Genomic DNA, 14,136 nt, shown 5'->3' with positions numbered 1-14,136 from the left:
CATGACGCATGCAACGTGCGGCGAGGCAAGCCCATACGCGCGGTCGGTGTCCCGGCATGGCGATGTCATGATCCAATGGCCGAGTGGCCGCGGCGATGAACGGCACTCCCGGATCTAGCTTTCCGTGCTGGCTCTGGCCGCAAGCACCTCCTCGGTATGCTCGCCCAGTGTCGGAGGGCACCGACCCTCCTGCCGCTCTCCGTCGTACAGAACCGGCCGGTGAAGTGCCCGAACCGTTCCCATTTCGGGATGCTCGATGTCGTAGAAGCTGCCGCTGGCGAGAATTTCCGGATCCGTCATCACCTCGTCGATGCTGTTGACCGAAGCGTGCGGCACATCGGCTTGTGCGAGCCGCTCCAGCCATTCGGCGCGCGGACGTTGGCGGAACGTATCGGCCAGAAGGAGGTTGAGGTCCTCCACGTTGCGGATGCGGTCCATCCGGGTTGCGAAGCGCGGGTCCTTCACAAGGTCCGGACGCTCCATGGCTTCAGTCAGGGCGACCCAGAATTTTTCCAGCGACGATAGCTGCAACCCGACGATGCGACCGTCGGCGCACACCAGCGCGTAGGCCTGTGAATAGGCGGCTCGGGTGCGCGAGTTCATGACCACCCCCTGCCGGGTGAAGCTGGCGAACACGTCCGGCATGAAGGCCATCGAAGCCTCGATCATGTTGACGTCGACCCGCCTGCCCTCGCCGCTCGCCTGCCGGGCGAACAGCGCGCCAAGGATGCCGTAGCAGGCATAGAAGCCGGCCAACTGGTCGGAGATGGTCGGCCCCCGCACCATCGGCTTGTCCGGGTCGAGCGTCAGATCGAGCAGGCCGCTCAATGCCTGACCGATGGTGTCGAAGGCCGGGCGATCCCGGTTCGGACCGTTCCGCGCAAAGCCGGAAATGGCGCAATAAACGAGGCTGGGATTGGCCGCCTTCAGCGTCTCGTAGTCCAGCCCGACACGCTCCATGACGCCGGGCCGGAAATTCTCGATGAGCACGTCGGCGTCGCGCACGAGGTCGAGAAGCGCGACGCGCCCCTCCTCCGTCTTCAGGTCCAGCACCGCGCTGCGCTTGTTGCGGTTGTAGCCGACGAAGTTCGGACTGTACTTGCCCGTCCCGAACGAGCGGAACGGATCGCCGTCCGGCGGCTCGATCTTGACCACGTCGGCACCGAGATCGGCGAGCAGCAACCCGGCATAGGGCGCCGTGATGAAGCTGCCGAGTTCAAGGACCCGAACGCCGGAAAGGACGTCGCCGCTCACGCCTCATCCCTCTGGTACTCGCCAATTCCGGGACGGTAGGTCTTGTCGTCGAGGAACTGCTTCATGGCCTTCGCTCGCCCGGATTCCGGATCCATGAAGCGCATTTCCCGCTCCTTCGCGAGGAGATAGTCGGCTGCCTGGTCGACGCTCATGCCACGGACGAGGCGCAGGCTTTCCTTGATGGTGCGCAGCGTCTGCGGATTCTTGCGGCAGAGCGACTGGGCCAGTTCCATCGTGGTTTCGTGCAGCTTGTCTGCCGGCACCGACTTGCTGATCAGCTTGATTTCGGCGGCCTTGCGCCCGTCGAACGGCTCGCCCGTCATCGCGTACCAGACGGCGTCGCGATAGGAGAGCCCGTCGACGATCACCTTGCCGACCAGCCCGCCCGGCAGGATGCCCCAATTCACCTCCGACAGGCCGAACTGGGCATCGTCGGCGGCAATCGCGAAATCGCAGGCGAACAGCTGCACGAAGGCGCCGCCGAAGCAGTATCCGTTGACCATCGCAATGGTGGGCTTGGGAAAGGCGCTCAGCAGCGTCCAGCGCCATTCGTGGTTCGCGAGCCGCGCCAGGTGCCGCTCCTTCGGCTTGTCGTCCAGTTCGCGGAAGAAGAGCTTGATATCCTGGCCAGCGCACCAGCTGTCACCCGCGCCGGTCAGTACCAGCACCTGGGTCTCGTCGTCCTCGGCCAGTTCCTTGAGAACATCCACCATCTCGAAGTGAAGCTGCGGGCTCATGGCATTGCGCTTCTCCGGACGGTTCAGCATCACGGTCGCGACGCCGTCCCGCTTTTCCACCTTCACGGCCTGCAATTTCTCGAAATCCACGGTTTCTCTCCTCAACTCATGCCACGCGACGCGCGGACCGTTCGTGATGTGTCATGCGGTCGTTCGACACGCTCAGACGTGGATGTCGTCATCCAGCGTGCTCGATACGAAGACGTCCTCGATGGAGAGCTGGCGGACCGCCAGGCCCTGCTCGAAGGAGTAGCGGAACATCAGCTCCAGCGCCTTGCGGTTGGCGCCGATGCCGTAGGTCCAGTAGTCACGCCCCATGACGGCCTCGGTATGGGCGAGATCCGCGGCGAGCCACGGCAGCGTGTACTTGAGCGCCGCCACCTCGCGCATCTCGCGCTCGGCGATCTGCTTGGCCTGCACGAACGCCTTGTAGACGCTTGCCGGCAGCCACGGATGCTCCTCCACCAGCGCGGTGCGGATACCGAGGGCATGCATGATCGGAAAGACGCCGGTGCGCCGGTAGTACTCTGCTTCCGCTGTCTTGTAGTCGGGGTAGAGACGGCCGACATGGGGGGCGCCCTCCTCGAAACAGGACGGCGCCCGGGCGCTGAACACGGCGTCGAGTTCGCCGCTCCGGAGCATGCCGGCCAGGGTCTTCCCTGCTGGCATTGGCTCCAGCGGGAACCCGTCCGGCAGGTTCAGCGGGAACTTCTCGCGCCGGCCGGGAACCTCCAGCCCGCCCTGGACCCAGGTCATCTCGTCGGGGCGGACGCCATGCTCGTCCTGCATCATGCCCCGCGCCCACAAGGCCGCCGACATCTGGAACTCCGGCACGCCGACCCGGCGGCCACGCAGGTCCCCCGGCCCCTCGATGCCGCGATCGGTGCGGATGTAGACGGCGGAGTGGCGGAACATGCGCGACAGGAAGACCGGGATCGCCTCGTAACGCGCCATTCCCCGTGAGCGCGCGATCAGGTAAGGCGAAAAACCCAGTTCCACGATGTCGAATTCGTCGTGCAGATAGGCGCGCTGGAAGCACTCCTCGACACTCATCGGCAGGTAATTGATCTCGCATCCCTCGATGGTCACGCGGCCGTCGATGAGCGGTTGCACCCGGTCGTAGTTCCAGGTGGCGACAGAGAGCTCCAGCTTGCTCATGAACTCACTTCCGTTGGCTCGACTTGTTGCGTGTTCCCGGCGCGAGGCGCGAGGCAGAGACCGGTCCCGCAAGCCCTGACAGCGGTGCCGGCAGTTCTCCGCGCCCATGCGCGGTCAGTCGGTCCGCGTACCGGCTAGTCGTCGGGGACTCGGGGAGAGTTCCGCACGAGCGCGGATAGGGCGGCCAGCGCCCCCACACCGAACCCGACCGACACGAGCAACCCGAGAACTGCGGAGGAGACGCCGATCGCCGGCAGCACGTCGCCGAACGAGTGGGAAAGCATGGCTTCCTGAGCGGAGCGGACGGCAATGGCAGCAAAAAGGATCAGGCTCACGAGCCGCCAGAACCGGTCCACGCCGCCGCGCATCCGCTTCGGAATCCACGCAGAGAGCGGCTCCACCCGGACGTTGGCATCTCGCCATTCGGCCAACGCGACCGCGAAGGCGCCGGCCAGCACCATGCAGACGATCACCACGTCGATGGCGCCGCGAATGAGCGTCACGCCAAGTGCGCGGCCGACGACATCGACCAGGGTGACCGCTGTGGCGATCACGTAGCCGGCAGATCCGACTAGCGCGGCGGAGCGCCAGGTCGTGGACAGGAGCCCGGTCATCACGCCCCCCTCATCTGAGACGGCAGGAAGGTCGCGATCTCGGGAACGGCCAGCAGCAGCAGGGCCACGGCAATGATCGCGAGGACGAATGGCAGGACGCCAATGAAGGCCTCCTTGAGATCGATCTTCTCCACCAGCGACGTCAGTACGAAGATGTTGAGACCGACAGGCGGAGTGATCAGGCCAAGTTCGATCAGGAGCACCATCATCACGCCGAACCAGATCGGGTCGAAGCCCAGCGCCAGCACGATGGGAAACAGGATCGGGACCGTCAGGAAGAGGATGCCGAGGCCTTCCATGATGCAGCCGAGCAGCGCCAGGAAGACCATGATCATCAGCATCGTGCCGATGGGGCCGAGGCCGAGGCCGATCACGGCATCGGTGAGTTCCACCGGGACCCGGCTGGCCTCCATGAAGAACTGGAAGAAGCCGGTTCCGAGAATGATCAGGTAGATGACGATGGAGGATTCCGCCGTTTCCACCAGCGCAGCGACCAGACCGCGCCTGTCGATCTGGCCCGTGACGAGGCAGATCAGGACGGCGGCACCAGCACCGACGGCGGCGCCTTCGGTTGGCGTGAAGAGGCCGGTGTAGATGCCGCCCATCAGCACACAGAAGAGAAGCAGCACCGGGCCGAGGCGCAACATTTGCGACCAACCGTCGCCATCTGGCCGTCCGGCAGCAGGCGCCTGCCCCGGAGCGACGCGGACCCACACGGACACCACGAGGCAGAAGGCCGCGATCAGCAGGATGCCCGGCAGGATGCCGGCAATGAACAGCGCGCCGATCGAGGTTTCCGTCAGGAAGCCGTAAATGATCATCATCGCCGAAGGCGGGATCATGATCCCGAGCGTGCCGCCAGCGACCATGGACCCGCTGACCAGGCGCGGATGATAGCCGCGCGCCAGCATTTCAGGCGCCGCCACCCGCGACATCGCGGAGGTTGTCGCCAGAGAGGAACCGGCGGCCGCGGAGAAGGCGCCCGACGCCACCACGGTTGAGATGGCCAGCCCGCCCCGGAACCGGCCGAACAGCCAGTTGATGGCGTCGAAAAGCATCGTGGACATACCGCCGCGGGCGGCGACGTTGCCCATCAGGATGAACAGCGGCAGCGTCGACAGGGAATAGTTGCCAAGCACGTCGGACGGAACCGTGCCGAGCAGGAAGTTCACCGTCGTGAGATCGCGCAGGAGCCAGACCCCGCCGAGCCCGGTAACCGCCATTGCGAGCGCGATCGGCGCACGCAGGGAGATCAGGGCCACGAGGACGACAAGCCCGCAAATACCGATCTGGAAAGACGACATGCAAGGATCTCCGCGGGCCTCTCCGCGCACGGGCGCGGAGAGGCGGGATCACGCGTGGGGACGGATCAGTTCTTTTCGCCGGTGATGCGGGCGTACTCGGCTTCGAAGTCGGCCAGGAACGCCCGCGCCGGGTGCCCGTCCGCTTCCAGTGCCTTCAGCTCCGCCTCGATCACCGGCGCCGCCTTGGCCTTCCATTCCTCGCGCTGCTCCTTGGTGAGCTTGCGAATGGTGTGACCGTCGGACTCCGCGATCTTGAGGCCGGCGGCGTCGCTCTTGGCAAAGGCTTCGGCGAACGCACGGATCGATTCCGGCGTCGAATAGCGGTCGAACAGAGCTTTAACGTCGTCCGGGAGCGCGTCGTACTTCTTCTGGTTCATCAGCAGGAACAGCGGCGCGGCAGAGATGTTGAGCTCCAGGTGATCGGACGTCACCTCCCCAACGTTGAAGGCCCGCAGCATGCCCCACGCGCCTATGGCTCCATCGAGAATGCCCTTCTCCAGCTTCTCGTAGGTGGCCGGGGCGGGTGTCAGGATGCCCTCGGCGCCATAGGTGGCTAGCGTGTCCACCATGATGCCGTTGCCTGCGCGGATCTTCAGACCTTCCATGTCGGCAATGGCGTCCACCGGCTTGCGCGTGTGGAGTTGCTGCATGCTGGTGAGCCAGATGGCGAGCGGATGCACGCCGGGCATCGTGTCGGCCAGATGCTTCTGGAAGGTGAGCCAGAAGGCTTCCGATGCCGCAACACTGTCCTCGTAGATGAAGGGCAGCTCGACCAGCGCCATCATCGGGAAGCGGCCGGGCGTATAGCCGAACAGGCTGTGCGTGATGTCGACAAGGCCACGCTGCGCCTGGTCGAACTGGCGATCGGCCTTGCCGTACGCGGTGCCGCCGAAATAGGTCTCGAAGGTGACCTGGCCGTCGGAATCGGTCTCGATCTCCTCGATCATCCGGTCGATCGTGAGACGGTGATTGGGACTGTTGGACGTGGTGAACGCGCTGATGGTCAGCGTGATCGGCTCCTGGGCCGTTGCCGGCCCGACCAGGCCGGCAGCCAGCACGAGTGCGCCAGCGGCGCCGCACAGGGTCTTGAACATCGTTTCCTCCTCCTTGGAAAATCCCGCCGGCCAGCTGATTTCATCTGGTTTTCCGGACCGGCTGGGCGCGTTCAGAGCGTGATGTAGACGTTCTTCATCTGCGTGTAGGAAACCAGCTCCTCGAAGCTTTCTTCCTTGTTGTTGCCGGATTGCTTGAATCCGCCGAACGGGGCCGGGAAGAAATGCGACACCGCGTTGTTGACCCAGACGTATCCTGCCTCGACACGACTTGCAGCGGTGTGAGCAGTGGCCAGGTTCTGGGTGTAAATGCCGGCGGCGAGCCCGTACTCGACGCTGTTGACGTCGTCGAACATCTTGTCCTCGTCACACCAGCGCAGGACCGAAAGCACCGGGCCGAAGATCTCCTCGCGGGCGATCTTCATGTCCATGGTCACGTCGCCGAACACCGTCGGCTTGATGAAATAGCCGTCGTCGAGGCCTCCCTGAGCCGGATGCTTGCCGCCCGCGAGGAGCCGCGCCCCCTCGGCCTGGCCGATCTCGACATAGGACATGATCTTCTCGTACTGCGCCTTCGACACGATGGCGCCCATGGTCGTCGCCGGATCGGTTGGGTCGCCGGGCACGTAGGCCTTCACACCCTCCAGCACCCCTTCCAGCACCCGGTCGTGAATGTCCTCGTGCAGGAACAGGCGGGTGGTGGACGAACAGGCCTGGCCGCACCAGGTGAAGGCCATGCCCTTGACCGCGCCCTCGATCGCCCGGTCGATATCGGCATCGGGATAGATGATCAGCGCGTTCTTGCCGCCGAGTTCCAGGCTGACGTGCTTGAGCTGATCCGCCGCCGCTCTCGAGATGGCACGGCCGGTTGGGATAGACCCGATCAGCGTGATCCGGGGCACCTTCGGATGGGCAACGAGCGCCTCGCCGCAGGCCTGGCCGCCGGAGAGCACGTTGAACACGCCGGGCGGGAAGATGCCGTCGATCAGTTCAGCCAGCCGGTAAGCCGACAGCGGCGCCTGGACCGGTGGCTTCATGATGACCGCGTTACCTGCCGCCACCGGGGCGGCGAAGCGACTGGCGGTGAACATGATGGGATGATTGTAGGCGACGATGCGCGCACAGACCCCGTACGGCTCGCGCACCGTCATGTTGACGACGCCGTCGCCCATGGGGATCGTTGCACCGCGTAGTTCGTAGACAAGGCCGGCGAAGTACTCGACCAGTTGGGCCGCGATGTCGACGTCGCGCATCAGCGCCTTCACCGGATTGCCGCAGTCGACGGCATCGAGAAGCGCCAGCTCTTCCTTGTTCGCGCGCAAGACAGCCGCAACCTGTCGCAGCGCGTCTCCACGCACTGATGGCGCAACCCGGCGCCACTCCTTGAAGGCCTCGTGTGCCGCCTCAACACAGGCGGCAACGTCAGCGGCATTGGCCTCGGCGGTGGGGCCGAGATTTTCGCCTGTCGACGGGCTGTGGGAATCCACGTAACCGCCCTGCGGTTCGTGCCACGCACCGCCGTAATAGAGCCCGCGATTGCGCGGCAGTTGCAGCCTTCGGCCGTTGATCTTCGGCGCCTCGTTCATGGCGTTCCCCCACAATTCCGGCTGCCTGGTGCCGCGCATGCGCGCCCGCGGCAGCTCGATTCCAAATCGTTGTTCGGTCCTGGCGCAGCCCGCCGGTCAACCGGCGACGTTCTCGCGCAGGAAGCCATCAACCGCCGCAACGACGCCGTCCGGATTGTCATCGGCGAGGTTGTGGCCGCCCTGGATCTCGATCACCCTCGCCCGCGAATTTGCGGCGCGAACCTTGTCCATGGTTTCCGCTGCGAAGAGGTTGGACCGGGCACCGCGGACGACCAGCACCGGAAGCTCAAGCGCCTTCAGCGCCGCCCATGGATCGGCCTTCTCCGGCTCCCGCCTGCCGGTCTCCAGCACTGCCCGGAACTTGTCGCGGTAGTGCAGGTCGCGGCGGAGCTGCCAGCCGCCCGCAACGGGCTTGAGGAAGGCTTCGAAGCGCAGTCGCATGGGGGCGTCCGCCGGCAGGGCCGGGTCGTAGCCATGGTAGGCGAGCGCCTCGTCGACCGTGGTGAAGATGTCCGGCTGCCGGCCGATGGAGTTCGCAACGTGCTTGCGTCCCTCCGGGGCAAGATCCGGCGCGAAATCCAGGCAGACCAGCGCTGCGACGCGCTCCGGATACCAATCGGCCGTAAGCAGGCAGACGCGTCCGCCCATGGAGTGACCGACGAGGATCGCCTGCTCCCATCCCAGCCCATCGAGGACCGCAATGACGTCGGCGGCCAGCGTGCGCAGCGCATAGTCGTGCGCCGTACTCCAGCCCGACTGTCCGAAGCCGCGCATGTCTATCGCCACGACTTCGCGGTCGCGTGCCAGGTCAGCGGCCACGCGGATCCAGTCGTAGGAGAAGTAGGAGAGGCCGTGGACGATCACGATCGGCGTCGTGCCCGGCTGGCCGAAACGGCGGTAGAAGATCTCGACGTCGCCCGAGCGCACCCGGCCGGTCTTGTGATCGGGGAGCATCATCGTGTCCGCCACCATCACGCCGTCGCCGACAGGATGCCCATCCCGGTCAGCCATTCCGGGATGATCTGGTAGTAGTCCACCGACAGGTCGATCTGTCCAAGCTCGCGGGCCGCTGCGGTGGCACCCACCCATGTGCGCACCTCGTGGGCCCCGAAACCGGCCACCTTGTCGATTTCCCGGTCGGTGATCGCGTCCAGCGCAGCCGCATCGTAGCGCACCAGTTTCTCGATGAAGCCCCGGTCCCACTCTTCGTTGGGCGGCAGGCAGGGCCCCTTGCGCTCGACCATGTCGCGGGCGGCCTGAACGACCCTTGCCTCGCGGGCCTCCAGTTCCTCCTGCGACGGCATCTGCTTGTTGATGAGACGCGTGGCGACCGACGCAGAGGTCTTGTCGAGGCGCGGCGTCGGCGGGTCATGGGACAGACCGCCGGAGCCGATGAGCGTGATGTTGAGATCGCCCTGCTTGCCAAGGAAGCGGCCGACCGCCTCGCCGAACCGCCGAACCCGGGCGAAGGACGGCCGCGGGTCGGCCGCGCAATTGATGAAGACCGGCAGCACGTCGTAGCGGGCCAGAGCGCCGGTCAGCTGCATCAGGGGGACCGTCATGCCGTGGTCGACCTTCATGTCGTACGAGACCGCCACGTCGAACTCTTCCGCCTGCAGATGACGGGCGCAGTCGAGCGCAAGACCGCGCGGCACGCGCAGCGGACCACCCGCGATGCCCCAGTCCTTCGTTCCTTCGGCCGCCAGACCGATGCAGAAGGCCGGCATCAGCTCGTAAAAGAAGCCGTTGAAATGGTCCGGCCCGAACACGACGACCAGATCCGGTGCAAAGTCATGCAGCCGATCGGACGCTTCCCCGATGGAGGCGAAGAAGCGCTTGTGCTCTCCGTCCTGCGTCTCCTCGATCTCCGTCAGCATGAGCGGACTGTGCGAGGCACAGATCAACTGAACCGGCATGGCATCCCTCCCCGTTCGCGCACCTCAGGGGCGCTGTTGGAAGGCATCCTAGCGCATAAAATCTATAAAGCTAGCCTTTTATCACTTACGGCCCGCGCCAGCCGTCGGAAGGCAGGCACGGCAACCGCATAAATCAAAGTACAGAACTATGTTTTTAATGAAAGAGCCATCACCTGCCCGGGCGGCTGGATAAGCCGCCGAAAGCGTCCGATTGTTGTCAGATGGCCGCGGCGTCAGCCCCTAAGATGGCAGCCGGGCGCTCCCGGATGCGACTGGAGCGAGTCGCCACCGCCGTTGCCACCGAGAGTGCCGCTGTCACGAGAAACATCGCGCCAGTCCCTGCGGCATGCGCCAGTGCCCCTGCCCCGACCGGGCCCAGCACGCTGCCGGCAGCCACCGCCAGCAAAACGGCGGTGAAAGCCTGCGACGGCAAGGAGGGAAACAGCCGCTCGGACCAGAACGCCAGCACCGCGCTCGTCGTCATGACGGTCATTCCCTGGATCCCGGCCGAGGCGACGACCCCCGCCCAGCTTGCCGGCAGAAGAGCAACCAGTGCGAGGGAGGCTCCGGACGCCAAGAGCAGGAGCCGCACCAGCCAGGCCAGTCCGAGGACAGACTTCATCCGGTTGGTGAAGAGCCCGATCAGACCGAAAGCGCCATAGCAGAGAAAGACCAGACCGCCTGCGGCATTCGGTGACAACCCGGCCAGCCCTCCCGATGCGGCGACCCAGTCGGTGGCAAACGAGATGTAGACCGAGGAGGTCACGCCGTAGCACACCCCGATGACGAACAAGGGAATGGCGGCGGCTTCTCCGAGGGACCGAAGCCCGCCACGAGGCGGCCGTCCGGCGGGGCTGGCCACGGAGCTGAGGGCGGACCAGTTCACCAGCAGCGCCGCGGCGCTTGCGGCGGCAAACCCGGCCCAGCACACCCGCCAGGAGACCCCGCCGAGGGCCAGCAACAGGGCGGCGAGACCGGCGGCCGTGATGCCGAGGCTGGTGCCGGTGCTGACGCAGGACAGCGCCACCGGCCGCGCGTCGTCGTCGACGCAGCGATGGATGGCGTTGTTGAAGGGTGTCCACGATAAGCCTGCACTGGTCATCGCCAGGCTCACTCCGACGATCAGGCCCGCGGTGTTCGGTGCGGCGGCCACAATGCCAAGTCCGACCGTTGCTGCAAGGAGGCCACTTCCCACCGGTAGTCTCGGCCCGGCCCGGTTGGTCATGGTCTGGGAGACCAGGAGGCCCACGAAGAAGCCGAGGAAGCCAAGGCTCGAAACGAGACCAGCCGTCTGGGTGGTGAGCGAGAATTCCTCCCGGAACACCGGCAGAAACAGGCCGAAGCCCATGCGGGCCGGTCCGTAGGTGATGGCGGTCGCCGCGAAGCCCGCGGCCGAGAGTTTCCAGAACAGAGACATGGGACAGGGAACCGGTGGGCTGGCATGGGTGGTCTTCGGCGCGACGGGGTGCATCGGCCGGTACCGCCCAAACGCGGAGTCGCGGCGGCTGTTCCCGAGCTCCGGCGATTCGTCGATCGCCTGCAGGATCCCACTGCGGGCCGGCGCCGCTTTCGCCCCAGCAAACGCGTGTCATTCACAGCTCTGTCGCGCGATTGTCGGATGGCTTGCGGAAAAGCGGATCGGGGGCCTTGCAATTGCCCGCCTAACCGAATAGGCATTCCGCTCTCGACGGGCGCACCACCCCGTCGGGCCGCCACTGAGGATCTTGAGCCTCGTGGCCCGGCAGGCGCCGGTAGCTCAGCTGGATAGAGCACCAGACTACGAATCTGGGGGTCGGGAGTTCGAATCTTCCCCGGCGCGCCACAAACCCTTTCGACTTCGGAATGTGCCGAACGCGGGACGTCGCAGCAACCCCGCGGCGGCGTTGGCACGTGCATCAGACCGCCGTCCGTGCGCCGTTGACCGCTCACCCCCGGTCGGCCGACCGGGGGTGGGACCACGGCGATCACCGCGATGGCCCACCGCTTTCCCAAAAAGGAAAAGGCCGGCGACCCGGTTGTCCGGACCGTCGGCCCCTCATCGTGTCAGATCAGTCCCGGCGATGCCGGGACCGACCGTTTGCCGCTCAGATATATTCCGGCAGCAGGTCGAAGCGATCGGCGTTCATGACCTTCACCCAGGCCGCCACGAAGTCCTTGACGAACTTGTGCTGGTTGTCGCGCTGGCCATAGACCTCGGCGAGCGCCCGCAGCTGGGAGTTGGAGCCGAAGACCAGGTCGACGCGGGTGGCGGTCCACTTGAGATCGCCGGTCTTGCGGTCGTGGCCCTCGAACTCGTCCTCGTCGTCGTCCACCGCGGTCCACTTCGTGCCCATGTCGAGCAGGTTCACGAAGAAGTCGTTGGTGAGCTGACCCGGCCGATCGGTGAAGATGCCGTGCTTGGAGGTGCCGTGGTTGGCGCCCAGCGCCCGCATGCCGCCGACCAGGACCGTCATCTCCGGGGCGGTCAGCCGCAGAAGCTGTGCCTTGTCCAGCATCAGTTCCTCGCCGTGGATGGCGAACTTCGCCTTCTGGAAGTTGCGGAAGGCGTCCGCCATCGGCTCGAGCACCGCGTAGGCGTCGACGTCCGTCTGTTCCTGGCTGGCGTCCATGCGGCCCGGGGCGAACGGAACCTCGACCGGATGGCCGGCGTCGATCGCCGCCTTCTCGATGGCCGCCGTTCCACCCAGCACGATCAGGTCGGCAAGCGAGATCTTCTTGTTGCCGGTCTGCGCCGCGTTGAACTCCTGCTGGATGCCCTCGAGAACCGGGAGAACCTTGGCCAGCATCTCCGGCTCGTTGGCTTCCCAGGACTTCGCCGGGTCCAGGCGGATGCGCGCGCCATTGGCGCCGCCGCGCCTGTCGGACCCGCGGAAGCTTGCAGCCGATCCCCAGGCCGTCTTCACCAGTTCGGTGACCGACAGGCCGGATGCCAGGATCTTGCCCTTGAGCTCCTTGATGTCGACGTCGTCCACGAGGATGTGGTCGCACTCCGGGATCGGATCCTGCCAGAGGAGATCCTCCTCCGGCACTTCCGGGCCGAGATAGAGCGTCTTCGGCCCCATGTCGCGGTGGGTCAGCTTGAACCAGGCGCGCGCGAAGGCCTCGGCGAAGGCGTCCGGATTCTCCAGGAAGTGACGCGAGATCTTCTCGTACTCTGGGTCGAAGCGGAGCGAGAGATCCGTGGTCAGCATCGTCGGCTTGCGGAACTTGCCGGGCGTGTGGGCGTACGGGATCATCTCCGGCGCGTCCTTGGCCACCCACTGGTGAGCGCCGGCCGGGCTCTTCTCCAGCTCCCACTCGAAGCCGAACAGGTTTTCGAAGAAGTTGTTGCTCCACTGGGTCGGCGTCTTGGTCCAGGTGACCTCGAGGCCGCTCGAGATGGTGTCGTCGCCGTAGCCGATGCCGTGGGTGCTCTCCCAGCCGAGGCCCTGCGAGGCGAGCAGCCCGGTCTCCGGATCGACGCCGACCGAGATCACGTCCCCGGCGCCATGGGTCTTGCCGAAGGAGTGGCCGCCAGCGATCAGCGCAACGGTTTCCTCGTCGTTCATGGCCATGCGGCCGAACGTCTCGCGGATGTCCTTGGCCGCAGCCACCGGATCCGGATTTCCGTCCGGGCCTTCCGGATTGACGTAGATGAGACCCATCTGCACGGCGGCAAGCGGGTTCTCCAGTTCGCGGTCGCCCGTGTAGCGGCTGTTCTCACCGCCGCTGAGCTCCAGCCACGCTTCCTCGCTGCCCCAGTAGACGTCCTCTTCCGGCTCCCACACGTCGGCGCGGCCTCCGGCGAAGCCGAACGTCTTGAAGCCCATGGATTCCAGCGCGACGTTGCCGGCCAGGATCATCAGGTCGGCCCAGGAGATCTGGTTGCCGTATTTCTGCTTGACCGGCCACAGCAGGCGGCGGGCCTTGTCGAGGTTAACGTTGTCGGGCCAGGAGTTCAGCGGCGCGAAGCGCTGCTGACCGCGACCGCCGCCACCGCGGCCATCGCCCTGGCGATAGGTGCCAGCGGAGTGCCAGGCCATGCGGATCATGAACGGACCGTAGTGCCCGAAATCGGCCGGCCACCATTCCTGGCTGTCCGTCATCAGGTCCTTCAGGTCCTGCTTCAGCGCCCAGTAGTCGAGCGTCTTGAACGCGGTTGCGTAGTTGAAGTCCTGATCCATCGGATCGGACAGGGCCGAGAACTGATGAAGAAGCTTGAGGTTCAGCTGGTTCGGCCACCAGTCGCGGTTGGACCGCATGCTGGTATTGGTCGACCCGTGAATCACGGGGCAACCGCCCTTTTCGACTTTCGCGTCCATCGTCTCTCTCCGATCCTTGCTCGGCGTTTCTCGCCGGCGTTGCGGCCGGCAGAATGCGTGTTGTTCATCCGGTCTTGCAGGCGTCAGGCACGACCAGCCGCTGCGGCCGCGTACGGGCGCGCGCCAGTTTCCGGAGGAAAACCTGAAGCATGGAGCATTGCAGATCCCCCTCGTCGCCGACCCGGCTCCTCCGGATACGAACGCGCGCATTCTG

The 14,136-nt window shown here is 65.6% G+C and carries 11 protein-coding genes and 1 tRNA gene; 1 reads left to right on the top strand and 11 read right to left on the bottom strand.

Annotation, left to right across the window (positions count from 1 at the left end):
* Nucleotides 1-114: 114 nt before the first annotated feature.
* The 10 genes from C507_RS0110645 to C507_RS0110600 form a co-directional block, all read right to left on the bottom strand.
* Nucleotides 115-1,254, bottom strand: a complete 1,140-nt coding sequence (locus C507_RS0110645) for a CaiB/BaiF CoA transferase family protein (RefSeq protein WP_018699681.1) — start codon at nt 1,252-1,254, stop codon at nt 115-117.
* Nucleotides 1,251-2,081 (bottom strand): p-hydroxycinnamoyl CoA hydratase/lyase, encoded by an 831-nt coding sequence (locus C507_RS0110640; RefSeq protein WP_018699680.1) that lies wholly within the window; start codon nt 2,079-2,081, stop codon nt 1,251-1,253. The genes C507_RS0110645 and C507_RS0110640 overlap by 4 nt, the downstream gene beginning before the upstream one ends.
* Before the next feature lie 72 nt (nt 2,082-2,153).
* Nucleotides 2,154-3,149, bottom strand: coding sequence for an ABC transporter substrate-binding protein (locus C507_RS0110635; RefSeq protein ID WP_018699679.1), 996 nt, complete (start codon nt 3,147-3,149; stop codon nt 2,154-2,156).
* Nucleotides 3,150-3,283: 134 nt separating this feature from the next.
* Nucleotides 3,284-3,763: a TRAP transporter small permease gene (locus tag C507_RS0110630; protein WP_018699678.1), complete on the bottom strand. Its 480-nt coding sequence runs from the start codon at nt 3,761-3,763 to the stop codon at nt 3,284-3,286.
* On the bottom strand, nt 3,763-5,067 hold the full coding sequence (locus tag C507_RS0110625; RefSeq protein WP_018699677.1) for a TRAP transporter large permease: 1,305 nt from the start codon (nt 5,065-5,067) through the stop codon (nt 3,763-3,765). The genes C507_RS0110630 and C507_RS0110625 overlap by 1 nt, the downstream gene beginning before the upstream one ends.
* Before the next feature lie 65 nt (nt 5,068-5,132).
* Complete coding sequence (locus C507_RS0110620; protein ID WP_018699676.1) at nt 5,133-6,161, bottom strand: TRAP transporter substrate-binding protein; 1,029 nt, start codon at nt 6,159-6,161, stop codon at nt 5,133-5,135.
* A 71-nt stretch (nt 6,162-6,232) separates the two neighbouring features.
* Nucleotides 6,233-7,705, bottom strand: coding sequence for an aldehyde dehydrogenase family protein (locus tag C507_RS0110615; protein ID WP_018699675.1), 1,473 nt, complete (start codon nt 7,703-7,705; stop codon nt 6,233-6,235).
* A gap of 96 nt (nt 7,706-7,801) precedes the next feature.
* Nucleotides 7,802-8,716, bottom strand: coding sequence for an alpha/beta fold hydrolase (locus tag C507_RS0110610; protein ID WP_169508964.1), 915 nt, complete (start codon nt 8,714-8,716; stop codon nt 7,802-7,804).
* Nucleotides 8,677-9,621 (bottom strand): 3-carboxyethylcatechol 2,3-dioxygenase, encoded by a 945-nt coding sequence (locus tag C507_RS0110605; protein WP_018699673.1) that lies wholly within the window; start codon nt 9,619-9,621, stop codon nt 8,677-8,679. Before C507_RS0110605 ends, C507_RS0110610 begins: the two co-directional genes overlap by 40 nt.
* A 217-nt stretch (nt 9,622-9,838) precedes the next feature.
* Nucleotides 9,839-11,038, bottom strand: a complete 1,200-nt coding sequence (locus C507_RS0110600; protein ID WP_018699672.1) for an MFS transporter — start codon at nt 11,036-11,038, stop codon at nt 9,839-9,841.
* Nucleotides 11,039-11,366: 328 nt separating this feature from the next.
* Between C507_RS0110600 and C507_RS0110595 the strand changes: the two genes are divergently transcribed.
* A tRNA-Arg gene (locus C507_RS0110595) sits at nt 11,367-11,443 on the top strand.
* Between the two features lie 262 nt (nt 11,444-11,705).
* Here the strand turns inward: C507_RS0110595 and katG are convergent.
* The gene (gene katG, locus C507_RS0110590; RefSeq protein WP_018699671.1) at nt 11,706-13,922 is read right to left on the bottom strand and encodes a catalase/peroxidase HPI; all 2,217 of its coding nucleotides are present in this window, start codon (nt 13,920-13,922) and stop codon (nt 11,706-11,708) included.
* Nucleotides 13,923-14,136: the final 214 nt, after the last annotated feature.

Source organism: Amorphus coralli DSM 19760 (genome assembly GCF_000374525.1).
In the GTDB taxonomy this organism is placed as follows: Bacteria; Pseudomonadota; Alphaproteobacteria; order Rhizobiales; family Amorphaceae; genus Amorphus; species Amorphus coralli.
Note: the sequence above shows the minus strand (reverse complement) of the source record. Positions and strands in the feature narration are given on the sequence as shown.